Source organism: Ruminococcus sp. NATIVEDY160, assembly GCF_045819885.1.
In the GTDB taxonomy this organism is placed as follows: domain Bacteria; phylum Bacillota; class Clostridia; order Oscillospirales; family Acutalibacteraceae; genus Ruminococcoides.
In genome coordinates, this window is the sequence record NZ_CP162391.1 from 1,014,420 (window position 1) to 1,031,993 (window position 17,574).

The following is a 17,574-nucleotide window of genomic DNA, read 5'->3' on the forward strand; positions in this document are numbered from 1 at the left end:
GGGCATAAAAAAACCCGCCCGACCGTATGATTTAAATAATAACCTGCCTACGAATAGAACAGGTGGGTGCCCACCTTTGTGCTTCAGGCTCCCTTCTTCCAAAAAGTGGGAGGTCTGCACACCACGCAAAGAGTAGGGCTCCCGATTTAAGTGTTGTAGGGTTATTTGTAAATCATTCACGCATCGGGCAGGCAATGTACCAACCCAAAAATATTATATGAAGGAAAGCGGTTTATATAACTTTCTTTCTTTATCTATATTTTACATGGTTTTAGGCTTGAAGTCAAGAGTTATTACAATTTAAAAATAAATATATATATAACTAACTTTTTTCAAAAAAAGTATTGACATTTCACAACTGATATGATATATTATACATGTTAAATAAATTGTGACTTCCTTTCTATGTGCTTGATTACTCCATAAAATTACCTAAAAACCGACGGAACGCAACCGTCGGTTTTTACGTTTCAGAAATAATTAGTGAAACTTTTGATACTTTTATTGTGTTTTGCCGCCGTCGGGGTTATAATCTAATCGGGACAATATACTTTTATGATTACAGGGGTTTATTATGAAAGCATTTGATAAGCTGCCCGAGGAGTTTCAGAACGACGAGGTCAGGCAATATTACGATATTCTCAGCAAAAAGCAGGCGTCCGTAATTTTCAAGAGAGCGTTCGACCTGTTTGTTTCCGTGATACTGCTGATATTTTTGATCATTCCAATTGCCGTTATCGCCATCGCGGTCAAGTGCGATTCCAAAGGCCCTGTCATGTTCAGACAGGAGAGAGTGACGAAGTACGGCAGGCGTTTTAAGATATTCAAATTCCGCACCATGGTCGTAAACGCCGAGAGCCTCGGCACAATGGTAACGACCGACAGCGACTCCCGTGTTACGCGCATTGGCAGAAAGCTGCGCAAGTACCGCCTTGACGAGCTGCCTCAGGTGTTCAATGTTCTTTCGGGAAGCATGACGGTTGTCGGAACACGCCCCGAGGTTCCTAAATACGTCGACATGTATGAAGATAAGTACTATGCCACGCTTTTGCTTCCCGCGGGAATCACTTCGCTCGCTTCAATTATGTACAAGGACGAGGAGAAGCTGCTCGCGTCGACCGAGGACGCGGACAAGGTATATGTTGAAACCATTCTCCCCGAGAAAATGAAATACAATCTGGAATACACCGAGCATTTCAGCTTTGGCTCAGATGTCAAGCTCATGTTCAAAACCGTCAAAGAGGTATTTTCCTGATTCAGAGGTGAACCATGTCAGCCTTTAAAACCAAGCTAAGCGATTCGTCCCTGTTCAGAACGCTGTATATAATTGATTTATTTTTCTGCATGGTGTCATTCCTGCAGATACCCGCGTATATATTCCTTGTTTTTCTGTTTTGCTGGGGACTGCGTCTGGTATATCTGAACCAGAAACGCTACAACACCTTCTTCAAGCTGCGATTCGGCATTTGGATAGGCGCGTTTCTCGCGTTTTCGCTTATTTCGGTGCTTATAAACTTTTCATTTACGATTCTATTCAGCGTGCTGATGTTTCTGCACGTCATGATATGCTTTTTCCTTTTTTACGGAATGCACACCGAGCCCGATCTTGACTTTAAGGAAGAGCTTTTTATAATCGGACGCGTGATTATCGTATGCACAACGCTGTTCAACCTTATCGGATTCTTCTGCCTGCTGTTCGGCATTTCGTTCAACTGGAATTTCTACGATCTTCACTGGGTATATTTCCCGATTTACGAGAACCGTTTTACAGGCTTGTTTGTCAACCCTAACCTTCTCGGCTTCGTGTCCGTCGTAACGATCGTGCTGTGCCATATGTTCAGCAAAAACAGCCTGCGCGGTGAGGTTAAGGCGCGCGGCTTCGGCAGGGTATTTCTCTATTCCTGTATGATCGTCAACCTGTTCGCGCTGATTCTCTGTGACTCAAATGCCTCGTTTGTGCTGGCTCTGGGCTATGCCGTCGTTTACCTCGCGTACATATTCTTCGATACGCGCGAAGGGCTGACGCCTTCAAAGGTGTTCATAAAAATAATCACTCTGCTTCTCGTATCGGCGGTATTTGTCGGCTCGTCGATGATATTCCGTACGGTATTCAAGGCGGGCTTTGCCGCGGTAACGGCAAAGACAAACGCGCTTGTCGACGTTCTCTTTGACGAGGAAGAGATCATTCACGACATAACGGACGGCGATTCATCTCCCGAGGAAAAGAAAGGCGCTGTTACCTTCGACCATGAAAATACCAACATCGACAGCGGCAGGTTCAAGCTGTGGCGCGAGTCGTTTGATTTGTTCAAGATTTCGCCGATCATCGGCATTGCTAACGGAAACATAGTCTTTTACAGCGAGGAATACCTGAACGGCACGCTGAAATACAGCTATCACAATAACGACCTGCATAACGGCTACCTGACTATTATCGTTTCAACAGGCGTTCTTGGTGCGCTGCTGTTCGGCACATTCGGCTTCCGTTTTGCAAAGCATGCCGCTCAGCACCTGTTCCTGCGGCGAAAAACCGTCCGAACAGAGATATATCCGTGCCTGTTCGCTTTTCTCGGAGCGTATCTTGTCTACGCGCTGTTTGAAAAGGCTCTGCTGTATGACATATCCTTCATGGTCATGTGGTTCTGGCTGATGATGGGCTACACGAGCTGCTACGTCGCGAAATACGAGCACCTGATCGAAACCCAGTATCTTTTCCACCAGAAACGAATTCGCAGAACAATGCTATAATACTGAAACCTGATAAAAAGCAGACAAACTTTGCGGTCTGTTTTCCGCTATACTTCGTTGTCGTCCTTGCAAGGCGCCAGCCTTGCGGCGTCCTTCGCCTCGTCTGGCGAAAAATATTCCCGCAAATCTAAGCCTGCTCCTTATCAGGAATCAGTATAAAACTACTTGTATAATTCACAAAACTGATGTATAATAACCATAGGTGTATCAAAATGCCTATGGTTATTTTTTTCTGACGGTGATAGTATGACGCTATATTTGAGAAGAGACGTTTCCGCGGGCAACAGATGCTTCACTGTGTCTGACGCTTTAGGCGCGGAAAAATACTTTGTGTCGACTCCGACGTCGGGTCTGATGACGAAGTTCAAGCTCGTCATAACAGACACCACGGGGAATGAAGCCGCCAGAATCAGGCGGATACCGCTTGTCGGCACAATGACGTATGTGCTGCGTTTCGGCAGAAAGCACGTCACTCTCGTGACCGTTCCGACCACAAAGGGCATTTCGGCGTATTTCTACGGAAGCAACTGGCACATAGTCGGAGAGTTTGCCGCGAAGAATTTCAGCATCATCGACGTCGACAAGACGCTGATTTGCGAGCACAGGAATCACGCCGACTACTGTGAGATTAATATACCCGGCAGCGGAAATGAGCTGTTCTGCGTCGCCGCGTCGGTATGCTCGAACCTTATCAACACAATCGACAGTCCTGCGCTGCAGGCTGTATAATACGGGAGGTAAAAATGATGGATAAACTTTTACAGCTTTTAAGCACAAATTCGCAATTCACAACGGGCGAAATCGCCGCTATGCTCGGCGAGCCCGAGGACTATATCAAGGCTCAGATCAAGGAATACGAGAATCAGGGCATCATCAAGGGCTATCAGGCTGTCGTCAACTGGGAAGGTATCGAGGACAGCTTTGTCGAGGCTCTCATTGAGCTGAAGGTAACCCCTAAGAAGGAGACAGGCTTTGACGAGATGGCTAAGATGTGCATGGCTTTTGAGGAGGTCGAGTCAGTTTATCTTATGGCAGGTGTATATGACTTCGCGCTTATTGTTCGCGGCGAGACCATGCAGGACATCGGCATGTTCATCGCGAAGAAGCTCTCCACGATCGACGGAGTTATCTCCACAGGCACTCACTTCATCATGCGCCGCTACAAGGACAGAGGCATGAATGTTTTCAATGAGGACGCTCAGGCTGACGAGAGGAGTTTAATTCTCTGATGGAATATTCAAAATATATGAACAGCGGTATCCGGTCGGTCAGCCCGTCGGGAATCCGCAAGTTCTTTGACATTGCCAACGAAATGCAGGACGTAATTTCCCTGAGCATCGGCGAGCCTGATTTCCAGACTCCGTGGCATATCCGCGACGAGGGTATCCGCAGCCTTGAGAAGGGCAAGACATGGTACTCTCCGAACCGCGGCTTTGCCGATCTGCTCAAGGAAATCTCAGGCTACTACAAAAGGCGTTTCGGCATTACATATTCTCCGACCACACAGACCCTTGTTACCGTCGGCGGCAGCGAGGCTATAGACCTCTGCTTCCGAACCATGATCGAGCGCGGCGACGAGGTAATTATCCCGCAGCCGTCGTTTGTATGCTACGAGCCGCTGACCGTAATGGCAGGCGGTGTGCCTGTTATCATCAACACAAAGAACGAGGACAATTTCCGCCTGAAGGCAGACGACCTGCGCGCAGCGATCACCGACAAGACAAAGCTGCTTGTGCTGCCGTTCCCGAACAATCCGACGGGCGCTATCATGGAAAAGCACGACCTCGAGGAGATCGCCAAGGTGTGTATCGAGAAGGATATCTTCGTCCTTTCCGACGAGATTTACTCAGAGCTCACCTACGGCGGACGTGATCACGTTTCGATCGCGTCAATCGACGGAATGTATGAGCGCACGATAGTGATCAACGGCTTCTCAAAATCCTACGCCATGACAGGCTGGCGTCTGGGTTACGCGCTCGGACCCGACGAGATTATCGCCCAGATGACAAAGCTCCACCAGTACGGCATTATGTCCGCACCGACCACAGCCCAGTATGCGGCGATCGAAGCGCTGAAAAACGGCGACAGAGATGTAGACCGCATGCGCGACGAGTACGATATGCGCCGCCGTCTTGTTGTCGATTCCTTCAACGATATGGGACTAACCTGCTTTGAACCGCTCGGAGCGTTCTATGTATTCCCGTGCATCAAGTCGACGGGACTCAGCTCCGACGAGTTCTGCACGCGCCTTATCATGGAAAAGCACGTCGCGGTTGTACCGGGCACAGCCTTTGGTGAGTGCGGCGACGGATTTGTCAGAGTATCATATTCCTATTCTCTAAAGCACCTCAAAATCGCGCTCCAGAGGATCCGTGAGTTTATCGAGGAACTTAAAAATGGAAATTAAGGTCAAGGCTCCCGCGAAAATCAACCTCACCCTTGAGGTTCTGGGCAAGCGTCCCGACGGCTACCACAATATTTCTACCGTAATGCAGGCGGTTGACTTGTACGACGTTATCACCATCACCGACAACGACAGCGGCAAGGTGACGATTTCCTGCAACTACGAGGGTGTGCCGTGCGATGACAGCAATATCTGCGCGAAGGCGGCTTACTGCTTCTTTGACTACTGCAAAATGGACGTCAAGGGCGTTCATATCGATATCAACAAGACGATTCCCACACAGGCGGGACTTGCGGGCGGCAGCAGTGACGGCGCTGCGGTGATAATGGGACTGAACGCGATGTTTTCTACTATGCTCAAGTCCGATGAAATGCGCGCGATAGGCGAGAAGGTAGGCGCTGACGTACCGTTTTGCATCGAGGGCGGCACAAAGCTCTGCACGGGAACGGGTACTACGATAAAGAAGCTCCCGACCTTCCGCTGTTCGGATATCGTCATCTGCAAGCCCGACACCGTCAGCGTGTCCACCGCAGAAGCATACAGCAAGGTCGACGCACTCTCGCCGCACCCGTCCTACACCGACGAGATGGTCAAGGCGCTCTACAGCAGGGATATGTTCATGATCTCCACGACGATATTCAACGACTTCGAGCTTGCCCTGCAAATCCCCGAGGTGAACGAAATCAAGCGCGTCATGCTCTCCTGCAAGGCGAGAGGCGCGGGCATGAGCGGCTCAGGCTCTGCGGTGTTCGCAATCTTCACTACCTCCGGCAGGGCTAAGAAATGCTATGAGCAGCTCAAAGAGAAATACCCCGAAACATTCCTGTGCAAGCCCGTAAAAATCGGCTGCGCGGTTGATTAAAGAAACAAAACCTGTCCATACTCACTTTGAAAGGACAGGTTTTTATTATGAAATTATTTATCAAGGCGCTCTGCTTATCATTTGTATTCACGGTAGTATATTCGATGATTCCTTTTCACGCGGACTGTCAATGTATCTCAGATGACACCTTCCGACTTCATATCCTCGCGAATTCCGACTCTGACGCCGACCAGTCGTTAAAGCTAAAGGTTCGCGACAGGGTTCTGGAGTACACCGAGGAATTGTTCAAAAATGCCCAAGACAAGACCTCCGCGGAAAATGCCGTCCGTGACAATCTGCAAGCTATAGCTGACACAGCCTACGCCGAGGTTCTCGAAAACGGCTTTGATTATCCCGTGAAGGCAGAGGTCACGCGAATGTACTTTACCACGCGCTATTACGGGAACTACACTTTGCCGTCTGGTATGTACGACGCGCTGAGGATCTCGCTCGGAAAGGCTGAGGGACATAACTGGTGGTGCGTGATGTACCCGTCGATTTGTCTGTCGTCGGCGACTGAGCGCGAGGACAGAGCAAAACAGGTTTACACCGACGGTGAATACCAGATTGTAACAAATGAACAGCCCGAATATAAATTCAAGATTGTAGAGCTGTTTGAACAGCTCCAAGCCTTGTTCAGATAAACCCAAAGAAAGAGGTGATCATATTGCTGCGTTTTATTCTCGGCAGAAGCGGTACAGGCAAAACGCGCGAGATGTACCGTCAGATTATGGAAAAAATCAAAAACGGCTGCGACAGGCTGATTGTACTTATACCCGACCAGATAAGCCTCGAAACCGAGAAGGAGATACTTTCTCTTCTCGGCGCTCCCGATAAGCAGAAGGTGAACGTTTTCGGCTTCAACAAGCTCTGCCGCTTTGTTTACGAACAGACTTCAAATCCACCGAAGGCTCCTGTTGACAACGGCACCAGAGCCGTTCTTATGAGCCGCACACTTGACGACCTCGACGGTCATCTTCGCCTGCTTAACCCCCGCAGCAACCGCAGTCTTACATCGCTTATGCTCGACACACTCCTCGAGTGCAAGAAGAACTGCGTAACTTCCGAACAGTTGCGCGAGGCGGCAAACGGCGCTGTCGATGAAACACTCAAAAAGAAGCTGCTCGACACCGCCGACATTTTTGACGTGTTTGGCGGCAGGCTATCTACGTCGCACGTCGATCCGCTCGACGATATTGACAGGGTAAATGAGCTGCTGTCTGCTCACCCCGAGGTTTTCAGCGGCTATACGGTGTTTATCGACGCGTTCAGCGGCTTTACCGCACAGCAGATGAAACTCGTCGAGCACCTGATGCTCAACTGTGAGGAGCTTGTGATTTCTCTCGCGCTCGACCCGATCTTGGAGTCTGAGGACGGAGTATTTGCCACAACCGCGCAGACTCACCGCAGACTAAAACGCTTTGCAAAGGAGCAGAGCGTAAAAATCCTCACTCCCGTCAGACTTGAAAAGACAATCCGCTTCCAAAACGATGAGCTTAGCTTTCTCGAAGAGGGAGCCTTCCGCGGCGCGGAATTTACCGATAAATTCGACAATCCGCCCGAGTGCATATCTCTCTACGCGGCGGACGATACATATGATGAATGCGAAACCGTCGCGCGTCAAATCAAGCGGCTTGTTATCGAAAACGGCTGCCGCTACCGCGAAATCGCCGTAATCACCCACGACACAAAGCTATACAGCGGCATAATCAATGCGGTTTTTGACAAGTATCAGATACCGTATTTCCTCGACGAACACAAGGATTTGGACGTAAAGCCGATCGCGCGCGCCGTAAACGCGATTTTCCGTATTTTGCTCGAGCGTTTTGAGCGGTCTGACGTTATGCTGCTATTAAAGAGCGGTCTGCTGCCGTTTACACAGAGCGAAATCCGAGACTTCGAGGACTATGTTTTCGTCTGGGATATCGACAACGCCGCGTTTCTCAGCGAGTTTACAAAGAGCTCGCGCGGTTTTGGCGAGCCGCTCAAGGAGGATTTCAAGCGCGACAACGCAGAGCGCGTCCGCAAAACCGTTGTTGACGCACTTCTCTCGTTCAAGGAAGCCGTAAAGGACAAAACCGCGGGAGAAGTCACGGAACTGCTCTATGATCTGCTGACCGAAAAGCTCGACGTCCGCAGCGGCATGAACGGACTTTGCCGCAGACTTGAGCACGGCGTTTCCGGGAGCCTTTCCGACGAGCAGGTTCGCATCTGGGAGCTGTTTGTCAGGGCTCTCGACAGACTTAAGGACGCGGTGGGTGATGAGCGTATGCCGCTTCGCCGCTACTACGAGCTGCTTACTCTCGAGCTGTCCGCGATCGAGTTTGCCGAGATACCGCGTTTTCTTGACTCGGTTATTATAACAAACGCCCAGCGAGTCCGCGACCCGCACTATAAGGCGGTATTCCTAATCGGCTGTACCGAGGGCAGCTTTCCCGCGAATCCTCAGAGCGCAGGTTTGTTCTCCGACTACGAGCTGCAGGCGCTCTCCGACAACGATCTCAAAATCACCGAAAATCCGGTTGACTTTGTGAATCTCGAGATTTTCATGGCTTACAACTGCATGGTATCATGCTCCGACAGGCTTTTTCTGAGTTACCCGAAGCTCGCTCTTTCCGCCGCGAACGAGGAGAGCGCGGGCGGCAGGCTTAAACCTTCTGTTCTTATTGACGAGGTGTGCAAGCTATTTCCGAAGCTCAGTCCGGCAATAAGAACCCGCGTTCCGTACGAGGATATGCTCGTCAGCATGGACACGGCGTTTGAGGCGTATTCGCTTTCTTTGAGCGACAGCGCAGCAGATTTGTCCGGGCTGCGCGAGGTGTTTGCTGATAATCCCGACTACAGCCCCAGACTCAAAGCGGTCGAGAGCGCTGTTGAACACAAGCCGTTTGCAATTAATGACGCGGATAATGCCGACAGGCTTTTCGGAAAGGTTCTCGATAACTCCGCTTCAAAGGTTCAGACCTACTACAAGTGTCCGTTTCGCTATTTTTGCGCTTACGGACTGAAAATCGACGAGAAGCGACGCGCCGAAATCAACCCGATTGAGCGCGGAAACCTTGTCCATAAGGTGCTCGAGCGCTTCTTTAATACATACCGCACAAAATCCGAATACGGAGCACTATCCGACAGCGAGATAAAGGCCTTTGTCACCGCCGAGTACACCTTATATCTTGATACATACATGGGCGGCGCCGAAGGCAAGACAGGCGCGTTTTCCTTCCAGTTCGATATGCTGATGGAAAAGACCGTCAAGGTTATCCGCTTCATTATCGACGAGCTGAAAAACAGCGCCTTTGACGTTGAGGACACCGAGCTCGATTTCCCGAACGATATCCACAGCTACAGCTACATTCTGCCAGACGGCCACGAAATACGTATCCGCGGCAAGGTCGACAGGGTAGACAGCTCCGTTCAGGACAATGAAAAATATATCCGTATCATCGACTATAAATCAAAGTCCGAGTCCAAAGGCTTCAGTCTTACCGAGGCGTATTACGGGCTTGATTTGCAGATGCTTATCTACCTGATTGCCATTACGCGCAACGGCGGCTACCGCTACGGCGACTTCAAGCCCGGCGGAGTGCTCTATTCAAACGTGCTTTTCGGTCAGTTCAGCGAAAAGGAAGCAAAGGGCAAGACCACGGACGACCTGATACGCGACGCGTTCAAGCTGAAGGGTCTGTATGTTGATGATGAACGCTTAAGCATCGCCGACAAGAATAACTTCAAGCCGCAGTCGAGCACAAAGGTCAGTCCCGAGGAGCTTCAGACAGTATTCGGCAAGGTCGATCTGCTTATCAGGGAAATGGGCGAGAGCCTTTACAGCGGAATAATTCCTGCTCAGCCGCTTAAAATCGGCAGCAAAACCACATGTGAATACTGCGCGTATGAGGACGCTTGCTCTTATAATATGAACGAACCTAAAATAAATGCCTTTGCTGCGGTAAGGAGCAAAAAGCGCGAGCATATCCTCGCACAGATGAAGGAAGATGTTGACGCGGCAAACGAAAGCGAGGTGAACGGCGATGCCTGAGAAGAAAATTAAATGGACCGGCGACCAGCTCAACGCGATAAATTCCGACGGTACTGTTCTCGTGTCGGCGGCGGCAGGCTCGGGCAAAACCGCTGTTCTCGCCGAACACGTCCTGAAAATGATTACGGGCGATAAAAATATCGACGTGGACAGACTGCTCGTACTCACCTTCACACGCGACGCCGCAGCGGAGATGAAGCGCAGAATACAGGAGAAGCTCGACGGGCTGATTGTCAGCGAGGGCGCATCGGCACAGCTTTTGCGCCAGAAGCAGAAGCTCTATTCAGCCCACATTTCCACAACTGACAGCTTTTGCTCGTCGCTTGTGCGCGAGCATTTCTCGGTATTGAATATAGAGCCCGATTTCCGGATCGCGAGTGACGACGAAATCATGACCATCAGCAACAAGGCGCTCGATACAGCCTTTGAATCGTTTTTTGCGGCGAATTCTCCCGATTTCCGCAGTCTTTTGCGTTCGTTTGCCTCGGGCGGCGACGACAGCGGACTAAGAGACGCTGTAATCATGGTTCATGATTTTTTGCAGAACCAGCCCTTCCGCACTCAGTGGCTCGACGAGATGGTAAAAAGATACACTGTCATGCCGTTTTGTCAGACCGAGTGGGCGCAGGAGATTTTGAGGAGCCTGCCCGAAGAGCTCGACTCAATGCTTTCTGATATCACCGCTGCAATTAACACAAACAAGCTCACACCGGCGCTCGAGGAAATCCTGCTTCCGCTGCTCGAAAAGGACGGCAGGAGCATTATTGAACTCAGAAACGGACTGGAAAGCGGCGGCTACGGTGAATACTGCGAGAGGGCTAAGACTCTCTTTGGTACAGACTATGAGGAAAATCCCGAAATCAGCGAGAAGCTCCAGAAGAACAAGAAAACCCCGATAAAGAATATTTTCGGCTGCCGCGCCCAGATACGCACGAAGGTTCAGTCATATATCGGCGCCGACGAAGAGATTGAGGAGCTTTCCGGTCAGATGGTGACGCTGAGCGAACTTGTTTCGGCATTCAACCGCGAGCTTGCCGTTCTCAAGGACAGGAGAAATATCCGCACCTTCTCGGACGTAAGCGCCTTGACGGTAAAGCTGCTTGCTGAAAACTGCAAAGCGGACGAAGCGGAATTTTGTACAGGCGGATTCTATTACAAACGAACAGAGCTTGCGAAGGAGCTCTCCTCGAGATTTGCGCAGGTTATTGTTGACGAGTACCAGGACGTTAACCTGATTCAGGAGGTTATCTACAACTGCATTTCAAGCGGCGGCGACAATCTCTTTATGGTCGGCGATATCAAGCAGAGCATCTACGGTTTCCGCCAGTCGAAGGCTAAGCTCTTTAACGAGCGCAAAAACCGTTACGCTCCTTTTGACAAAGCTAACCCGAGTTATCCCGCGACGATTTACCTGAGCGAGAACTTCCGCAGCTGTCAGCAGGTGTGCGAGACCGTAAACTATATTTTTTCGCGCATTATGGCTGATTACAAGCCCGAGGAATATCTCAATTTCGGGGCGGAGGGCTACGTGCGCGATCCAAAGCGCGACACAGAAATCAGCCTGATTTACCACGATAAAATTGACGAAAGCTCCTCCGTTACCGCTCTCGAGGCGCGCTACACGGCAGGCAGGATCCTCGATATGATAAACAGCGGTTACACCGTACACGAAAAAAACGGGGACAGACCGCTGCGGTACGGCGATATCGCGGTTCTTATGCGCGCCAAAAGCGCCGCGGATTCAGACGACGAGTCAAAGCAGAAGGGAAGCGCGGAGTTCGTCAAGCAGCTCGGCAAATACGGAATACCCGCGTATTGCGAGGAGAGCGAGAACTTCTTTGATGCGCGCGAGATCAAGCTCGTTCTCAATATCCTTCGTGTTATCGACAATCCGTCCGACGACGTCGCGCTTCTTTCGGTGCTTGTCAGCCCTGTATACGGCTTCACACCCGACGATCTGGCGGTTATCCGTCTCGGCAGCGGCAAGGCGTCGCTGTACCGTTCGCTTAATATCTGCCGCGAGGACGACAGCGAAACAGGCAGGAAATCCGCGCGTTTTCTTGATGAATTAAAGCGCTTCCGCGACCTTGCGTCGGTCAGCACGGTCGACGAGCTGTTAGAGTCGGTATATGAACGCACAGCCATAATCGCCGTGACCACCGCTGTCAACGGCGGAGCGTATCCAGCGAGAAATCTCGACCTGATGCGCGTTTACGCCAGAAAGTTTGCTTCAAACGGCTACAAGACACTGTCAGATTTCAACGGCTACATCGACCGCCTTCTGAGCAACAATCGCAAGCTTGCCTCGGCGTCGCAGGTCAAGGGCGACGCGGCGGACTGCGTACAGGTCATGAGCATACATAAGTCGAAGGGTCTGGAGTTTCCGATATGCTTTCTGGTTGACACCGCACACAAGTTCAACGAGATGGATTTCCGAAAACATGTCATGACAGACAGCGAGGCGTATGTCGGAATAAGACCGATGAAAAACTTCGTCCGCACGCCTACCTTTCCGTACCGCGCGATCACGCTCAAAAAACGCCGCGAAAACACAGATGAAGAAATGCGTTTGCTCTATGTCGCTCTGACCCGAGCGAAGGAAAAGCTGATTATTGTAGGCACGGACAAAAATATGGACAGCTCCGTAAAGAACGCGGCGGCGAAAACGCTTAAAGGAGAAATCAACCCCGGGGATATTTACTCGTGTAAGAGAATGCTCGACTGGATTCTTTTTACGGCGGCGGTAAATCCGTCCACACGCGCGCTCTTTGACGAGAACCGCACGCCGGGTGAGAGCGAATCAAACTGGCTTCTGCATAAAATACAGACCGAAAAGGAGCTTTTCCCGTTTGAAGAAGCTCAGGACAGAGAAACAGTCGGTGAAACTCAGAGCACGGACTCACGCGGCTATCGTTCGATTCTTGAGAAGAACCTTTCCTTTGAGTACCCCGACTCCGACATAATCGGCGTGCCGCAGAAGGTAAATCCTTCTCAGGTTTCTCACAGTGAAAACCGTGAATACTCAGGCAGAGCGCTTGTTATTCCCGCCTTTGCAAAGGACAGCGCGAAGCTCAGCCCGACCGAAATCGGAACGGCACATCATGAATTTCTACACTACTGCGATTTTGTCGCTGCGCGGGATGATCTGGAAGCGGAGATAAACAGACTTCTCAAGACGGAGAAACTGACTCAGCGCCAGTGCGACTGCCTTGACCGCGGAAAATTAGCGGAGATTCTGCAAAATCCTCTGTTCGAGCGCGTGTTAAGCGTGCCTGAAAGCAACGTGTACCGCGAGAAGCAGTTCACGGTCTTTGTCCACCCGTCGCTAACCTGCGAGGGAGAGTTCAAGTCAGACAGACGGCAGATCGTCGACGGCGAGGTGGATCTGGTATTTATTGAAAACGGAGAGCTTGTGATCGTCGACTACAAGACAGACAGAGTCCGCGATGTTGAGGAGCTGCGCCGCCACAAACCGCAGCTTGACTTGTACGAGGAAGCGATGAGGCAGGTACTCGGACTTCCTGTCAGGGAAAAAATCATTTTCTCGATCACTCTTAATCAATCGGTTTCGGTTTAGAATTTCGGTATTTGTATTGAATTTCAAATCCTTTGTGATATAATAGCTTTCAGAACCATCACCTGAAATTCCGAAGGAGTACTGTCATGGACGACAAATTGATAAATCCTATTCCCGAGTTTGTCACCGCCGAAGAACGCGAGTCCATTCTTGCTTACCGTAAGCTTTCAAAAGGAAGAAAAGGAAGCATTTGTGAAAGAGTATCTCCCGAATTTTCAACCAAAGGATAAAGAGGAATAAAACATTCGGCCTTCCGTAAAGTCCCGCGCAGAGACTTCGGAAGGCCGTTTTTATGTATGAAAGATTTATCGGATAACTAAAACACCGCCGCTTTCATATATTATATTGTAGGGAGGAAAACTATACAGAAGGTGAAATAATGGAAAACAAATTAATAATGTTCGGTTCTATGACGCCGATGATGCGCGCCAGGGAGCTGCTGCGCCGCCACGGAATACGCGGAATAACCGTGCGCACTCCCGCGCATTTGCGTCGCGGCTCCTGCGGCTACAGCCTGAAGCTCCGTTCGGACAGCGCTGAGCGTGCAGCTGAGCTGCTCAGGGAGAACCGCATACCGTTTGTCGGTGTAGCCGCCGCTGATTACAGTTGATATATTTCGATAACGGAGCGACGACCTTTCCTAAGCCTCAGTCGGTTGTGCGCGCAGTCTGCGGCGCTGTGACCTCACTCGGCGCAAATCCCGGGCGAAGCGGCCACAGCATGTCCATGAAGGGCGCGCAGATGATTTATTCCTGCCGCAGCGAGGCCGCGGAGTTTTTCGGACTCAGCGAGCCCGAGCGCGTGATATTTACCCATAACTGCACCGCGGCACTCAATACGGTGATTCAAGGCGTGCTCAAAAGGGGAGACCACGCGGTGATTTCGTCGCTTGAGCATAACGCCGTAGTCCGTCCGCTCGAGGAAATGAAAAAGAACGGCGTTGAGTATTCGGTCGCTGAGGTTTTTGAGGGCGACGACGAGCAGACTATCCGCAGCTTCCGTTCACAGTTTCGGAAGAACACAAGGCTTGTTGTCTGTACCCACGCCTCAAACGTGTTCGGTACAAGACTTCCCGTAGAGCGTATCGCGGCGCTTTGCAGGCTCAACGGAATTCTGTTCTGTCTTGACGCGGCTCAGAGCGCGGGCGTGCTGCCGATAGATTTGTCGGACGGCTGTATCGATTATCTCTGTACCGCGGGTCACAAGGGACTGTACGGGCCTATGGGCACGGGACTGCTGCTGATAAACTGCGACACAATGCCCGACAGTCTTATACAGGGCGGCACGGGAAGCTATTCCTCAGACCTCAGTCAGCCTGAGCAGCTGCCCGACAAGTACGAGAGCGGCACTCCGAACGTCGCGGGTATAGCAGGACTTCGTGAGGGAGTGCGGTTTGTCCGCAGCAGGGGTGTTAAAAGTATTTCAGAACACGAAATGCGGATTGCGCAAATGATTTATGACAGGCTGCAAAGGACGGACGGAGTTCAGCTCTATACAATGCGGCCTGAAATATCGAGCCATGTACCCGTGATATCATTCAATGTCGGCGGTATGGACAGCGAGCATGTGGCGCAGCTTCTCAATGACCGTTACGGTATCGCCGTACGCGCAGGGCTTCACTGCGCGCCTTTGGCACATCTCAGCAAGGGCACCGAGAAACGCGGGACAGTGCGTGCGGTTGTGTCGGCGTTCAATAACATGCGCCAGGCGGAATATTTCTGTCAGTGCGTCAATAAAATTGTCAGTTATAATGAAAAAAAGGTTGCATTCGACAATTAAAATGTGTTAGAATAGAAAGGAAGTATGAAAGGAGGAGAGGTATGGAGTTTTTCGAGCATTTTCTGTCCGTAATCAAGACAATAAAGGTACGCGACGTTATCGATATTCTCGCGATTGCGCTGATTATTTTCGGCCTTTTCCGTCTGGTTCGCGAAACCCGCGCCTTCCAGCTCCTTAAGGGTATCATTTTCCTCTTTGTCATTTACTTCCTTGCTTCTCTGTTCCAGCTCGTCATGTTGTCCTCGCTTCTACGCGCGCTGTTTGAGGCTTCGGTTGTAGTAATCGTCGTTATCTTCCAGCCCGAGATACGCAAGGCGCTCGAGCAGCTTGGCAGAAACAAAACATGGAAAAAGTATTTTTCAGGCTTCTTCTCGAGATTCGGCAAGTCCGACGAGTGGGTAGAGGCGGTCAAGAAGTCCATCGAGGACGCTGCCGATACATCTGTGCTTTTCTCGCGTTCCAAGACAGGCGCGCTCATGGTTTTTGAGCGCGAAACCATGCTCTCGGATATCGCGGCAACGGGCACGATAATCGACGCGCAGACCTCGGTTGCCCTGTTCGGCAATATCTTCTTCAACAAGGCGCCTCTCCACGACGGCGCGAGCATAATCCGCGACGGCAAGCTCCACGCGGCAGGCTGCATTCTTCCGCTTACCGACGACAAGACCGTCGATATCAACCTCGGAACCCGTCACCGCGCCGCACTCGGCATCAGCGAGCAGAGCGACTCAGTTGTGCTTGTTGTAAGTGAGGAAACAGGCGTTATTTCCCTCGCGGTAAACGGCGTGCTGACGCGCGACTACACGCGCGAGACCCTTGTGCGCAAGCTCAATGAGCTTCTGCTTGACGAAACTCCGGAGGACGAGAATAATAACCGCAAATTCGGCAGAGGGAGGAAGAAAGATTGAAAAAGCGAAGCCTCTCTCAGTTGATATTTTCTAAAAACTATGTAATTTTCATTCTCGCCGTGATAATCTCCATCGGTATCTGGACTTATATGAGCCTTAATTCCTCAAACGATACCACCGTCACGATCAGCAACGTGCCGATTCAGATGGACTTGTCCGAAAGCTCGCGGAAGCTGGGACTTCAGATTTTTACCGACGAGAAGCAGACCGCTTCCGTAACGGTCACGGGCAACCGCACGATTCTCGGTTCGGTAACAGAGTCCGATCTGACAGTAACAGCGGCGGCAAGCTCTGTAAATTCCTCGGGCAACTTCACGCTTCCGGTTTCTGCGGCGAAGAAGAATCTCTCGAGCAACTTTCAGATCACAGGCTCAACTCCGTCGAGCGTCAGCGTAATGGTTGATTATTACAAGGAGAGCACCTTCCAGATTCAGGATAAAATCCTCTTTGGCGTTGCCGACGGCTACTACGGCGCGACCTCGCTGCCGTATAATTCAATTACCATCTCAGGACCTCAGACAGAGGTTATGAAGATAAAGCAGGTCGCTGCTGTCGCGAGCGTCGAGGATAACCTCCTCGAAACCACCGACGTCGAGGCGGACATCGTTCTTTATGACGAGAACGGCAACGAGCTGTCACAGAAGCTGCTGACCATGAGCTTCCGCACCCTGACCGCAACTATCTCCGTTCTCACCGAGAAGAGCGTCAAGGTTGAGGCGGGCTACGTCAACAAGCCGAGCGGACTTGATCTGACCAACCTTGTTGAGATCCACCCGTCGGGAATCCTTCTCGCCGGTCCCGATGATGTTATGAAAACCCTCGTTTCGGTCAAGACGGAGGAGATTGACTTCTCCACGCTCTCCGACGAGGCAGTAACCTTCAATACCCTCGCGATAAACATTCCCGAGAAGTGCAAGAATATCAGCAACAACGCCACCGCACAGGTCAAGATCGACCTCAGCGGCATGACTAAAAAGACATTTGACGTCGATACCTTCAAGGTTGAGGGACTCTCGAGCGCATACAAGGCTGAGGTCACCTCGAAGAATATCAGCGTAACAGTCATCGGTCCGAAGTCCGAGATCGAGAGTCTCGACGCTGACAAGATCACCGCCACGATATCCGCGACGGGTACTGCGGTCAAGACAGGCTCGGTTGAAATGCCCGTAACCTTCCGCTTCGACGGCGCGAGCAGCTGTTGGGCGTACGGAAAGTACACCGCGAATCTCAATATCTCCGAAAGCAAATAAACCAAACGGA

Annotated in this window: 14 protein-coding genes and 1 other RNA gene; 14 read left to right on the plus strand and 1 reads right to left on the minus strand. The window is 50.9% G+C overall.

From position 1 onward, the window contains the following. Positions 1–7: 7 nt before the first annotated feature. Positions 8–197, minus strand: a non-coding RNA gene (gene ssrS, locus AB1I49_RS04970) — 6S RNA. 377 nt (positions 198–574) lie between these two features. Between ssrS and AB1I49_RS04975 the strand changes: the two genes are divergently transcribed. From AB1I49_RS04975 to AB1I49_RS05040, 14 genes are all read left to right on the plus strand, one after another. Next, positions 575–1,255 (plus strand): sugar transferase, encoded by a 681-nt coding sequence (locus tag AB1I49_RS04975; RefSeq protein ID WP_316611915.1) that lies wholly within the window; start codon positions 575–577, stop codon positions 1,253–1,255. A 14-nt stretch (positions 1,256–1,269) separates the two neighbouring features. Continuing rightward, entirely contained in the window at positions 1,270–2,748 is a 1,479-nt protein-coding gene (locus tag AB1I49_RS04980) for an O-antigen ligase family protein (RefSeq protein ID WP_407721546.1), read from the plus strand. Between the two features lie 246 nt (positions 2,749–2,994). Further along, a complete protein-coding gene (locus AB1I49_RS04985) occupies positions 2,995–3,477 on the plus strand; it encodes an LURP-one-related family protein (protein WP_316610621.1) in 483 nt (160 codons plus the stop codon). 14 nt (positions 3,478–3,491) lie between these two features. After that, positions 3,492–3,977 carry an Lrp/AsnC family transcriptional regulator gene (locus AB1I49_RS04990; RefSeq protein ID WP_407721547.1) on the plus strand — a complete coding sequence of 162 codons (486 nt, stop codon included), beginning with the start codon at positions 3,492–3,494 and terminating at the stop codon, positions 3,975–3,977. Next, a complete protein-coding gene (locus AB1I49_RS04995) occupies positions 3,977–5,155 on the plus strand; it encodes a pyridoxal phosphate-dependent aminotransferase (protein ID WP_316611918.1) in 1,179 nt (392 codons plus the stop codon). Before AB1I49_RS04990 ends, AB1I49_RS04995 begins: the two co-directional genes overlap by 1 nt. Continuing rightward, positions 5,145–6,014, plus strand: a complete 870-nt coding sequence (gene ispE, locus AB1I49_RS05000) for a 4-(cytidine 5'-diphospho)-2-C-methyl-D-erythritol kinase (protein WP_407721548.1) — start codon at positions 5,145–5,147, stop codon at positions 6,012–6,014. The genes AB1I49_RS04995 and ispE overlap by 11 nt, the downstream gene beginning before the upstream one ends. A gap of 47 nt (positions 6,015–6,061) precedes the next feature. Beyond that, positions 6,062–6,658: a stage II sporulation protein R gene (gene spoIIR / locus AB1I49_RS05005; protein WP_316611920.1), complete on the plus strand. Its 597-nt coding sequence runs from the start codon at positions 6,062–6,064 to the stop codon at positions 6,656–6,658. 23 nt (positions 6,659–6,681) lie between these two features. Then, positions 6,682–10,050 carry a PD-(D/E)XK nuclease family protein gene (locus AB1I49_RS05010; RefSeq protein WP_407721549.1) on the plus strand — a complete coding sequence of 1,123 codons (3,369 nt, stop codon included), beginning with the start codon at positions 6,682–6,684 and terminating at the stop codon, positions 10,048–10,050. Further along, positions 10,043–13,627 carry a helicase-exonuclease AddAB subunit AddA gene (gene addA, locus AB1I49_RS05015; protein WP_407721550.1) on the plus strand — a complete coding sequence of 1,195 codons (3,585 nt, stop codon included), beginning with the start codon at positions 10,043–10,045 and terminating at the stop codon, positions 13,625–13,627. The genes AB1I49_RS05010 and addA overlap by 8 nt, the downstream gene beginning before the upstream one ends. An 86-nt stretch (positions 13,628–13,713) precedes the next feature. Beyond that, positions 13,714–13,857 carry a hypothetical protein gene (locus AB1I49_RS05020; protein WP_316612072.1) on the plus strand — a complete coding sequence of 48 codons (144 nt, stop codon included), beginning with the start codon at positions 13,714–13,716 and terminating at the stop codon, positions 13,855–13,857. Positions 13,858–14,006: 149 nt separating this feature from the next. Further along, positions 14,007–14,237 (plus strand): putative Se/S carrier protein, encoded by a 231-nt coding sequence (locus AB1I49_RS05025; RefSeq protein WP_405317757.1) that lies wholly within the window; start codon positions 14,007–14,009, stop codon positions 14,235–14,237. Continuing rightward, positions 14,234–15,406 (plus strand): aminotransferase class V-fold PLP-dependent enzyme, encoded by a 1,173-nt coding sequence (locus tag AB1I49_RS05030; protein ID WP_316612075.1) that lies wholly within the window; start codon positions 14,234–14,236, stop codon positions 15,404–15,406. The genes AB1I49_RS05025 and AB1I49_RS05030 overlap by 4 nt, the downstream gene beginning before the upstream one ends. 41 nt (positions 15,407–15,447) lie before the next feature. Then, positions 15,448–16,314, plus strand: coding sequence for a diadenylate cyclase CdaA (gene cdaA / locus AB1I49_RS05035; protein ID WP_407721551.1), 867 nt, complete (start codon positions 15,448–15,450; stop codon positions 16,312–16,314). Next, entirely contained in the window at positions 16,311–17,564 is a 1,254-nt protein-coding gene (locus AB1I49_RS05040) for a CdaR family protein (RefSeq protein ID WP_316610473.1), read from the plus strand. Before cdaA ends, AB1I49_RS05040 begins: the two co-directional genes overlap by 4 nt. Positions 17,565–17,574: the final 10 nt, after the last annotated feature.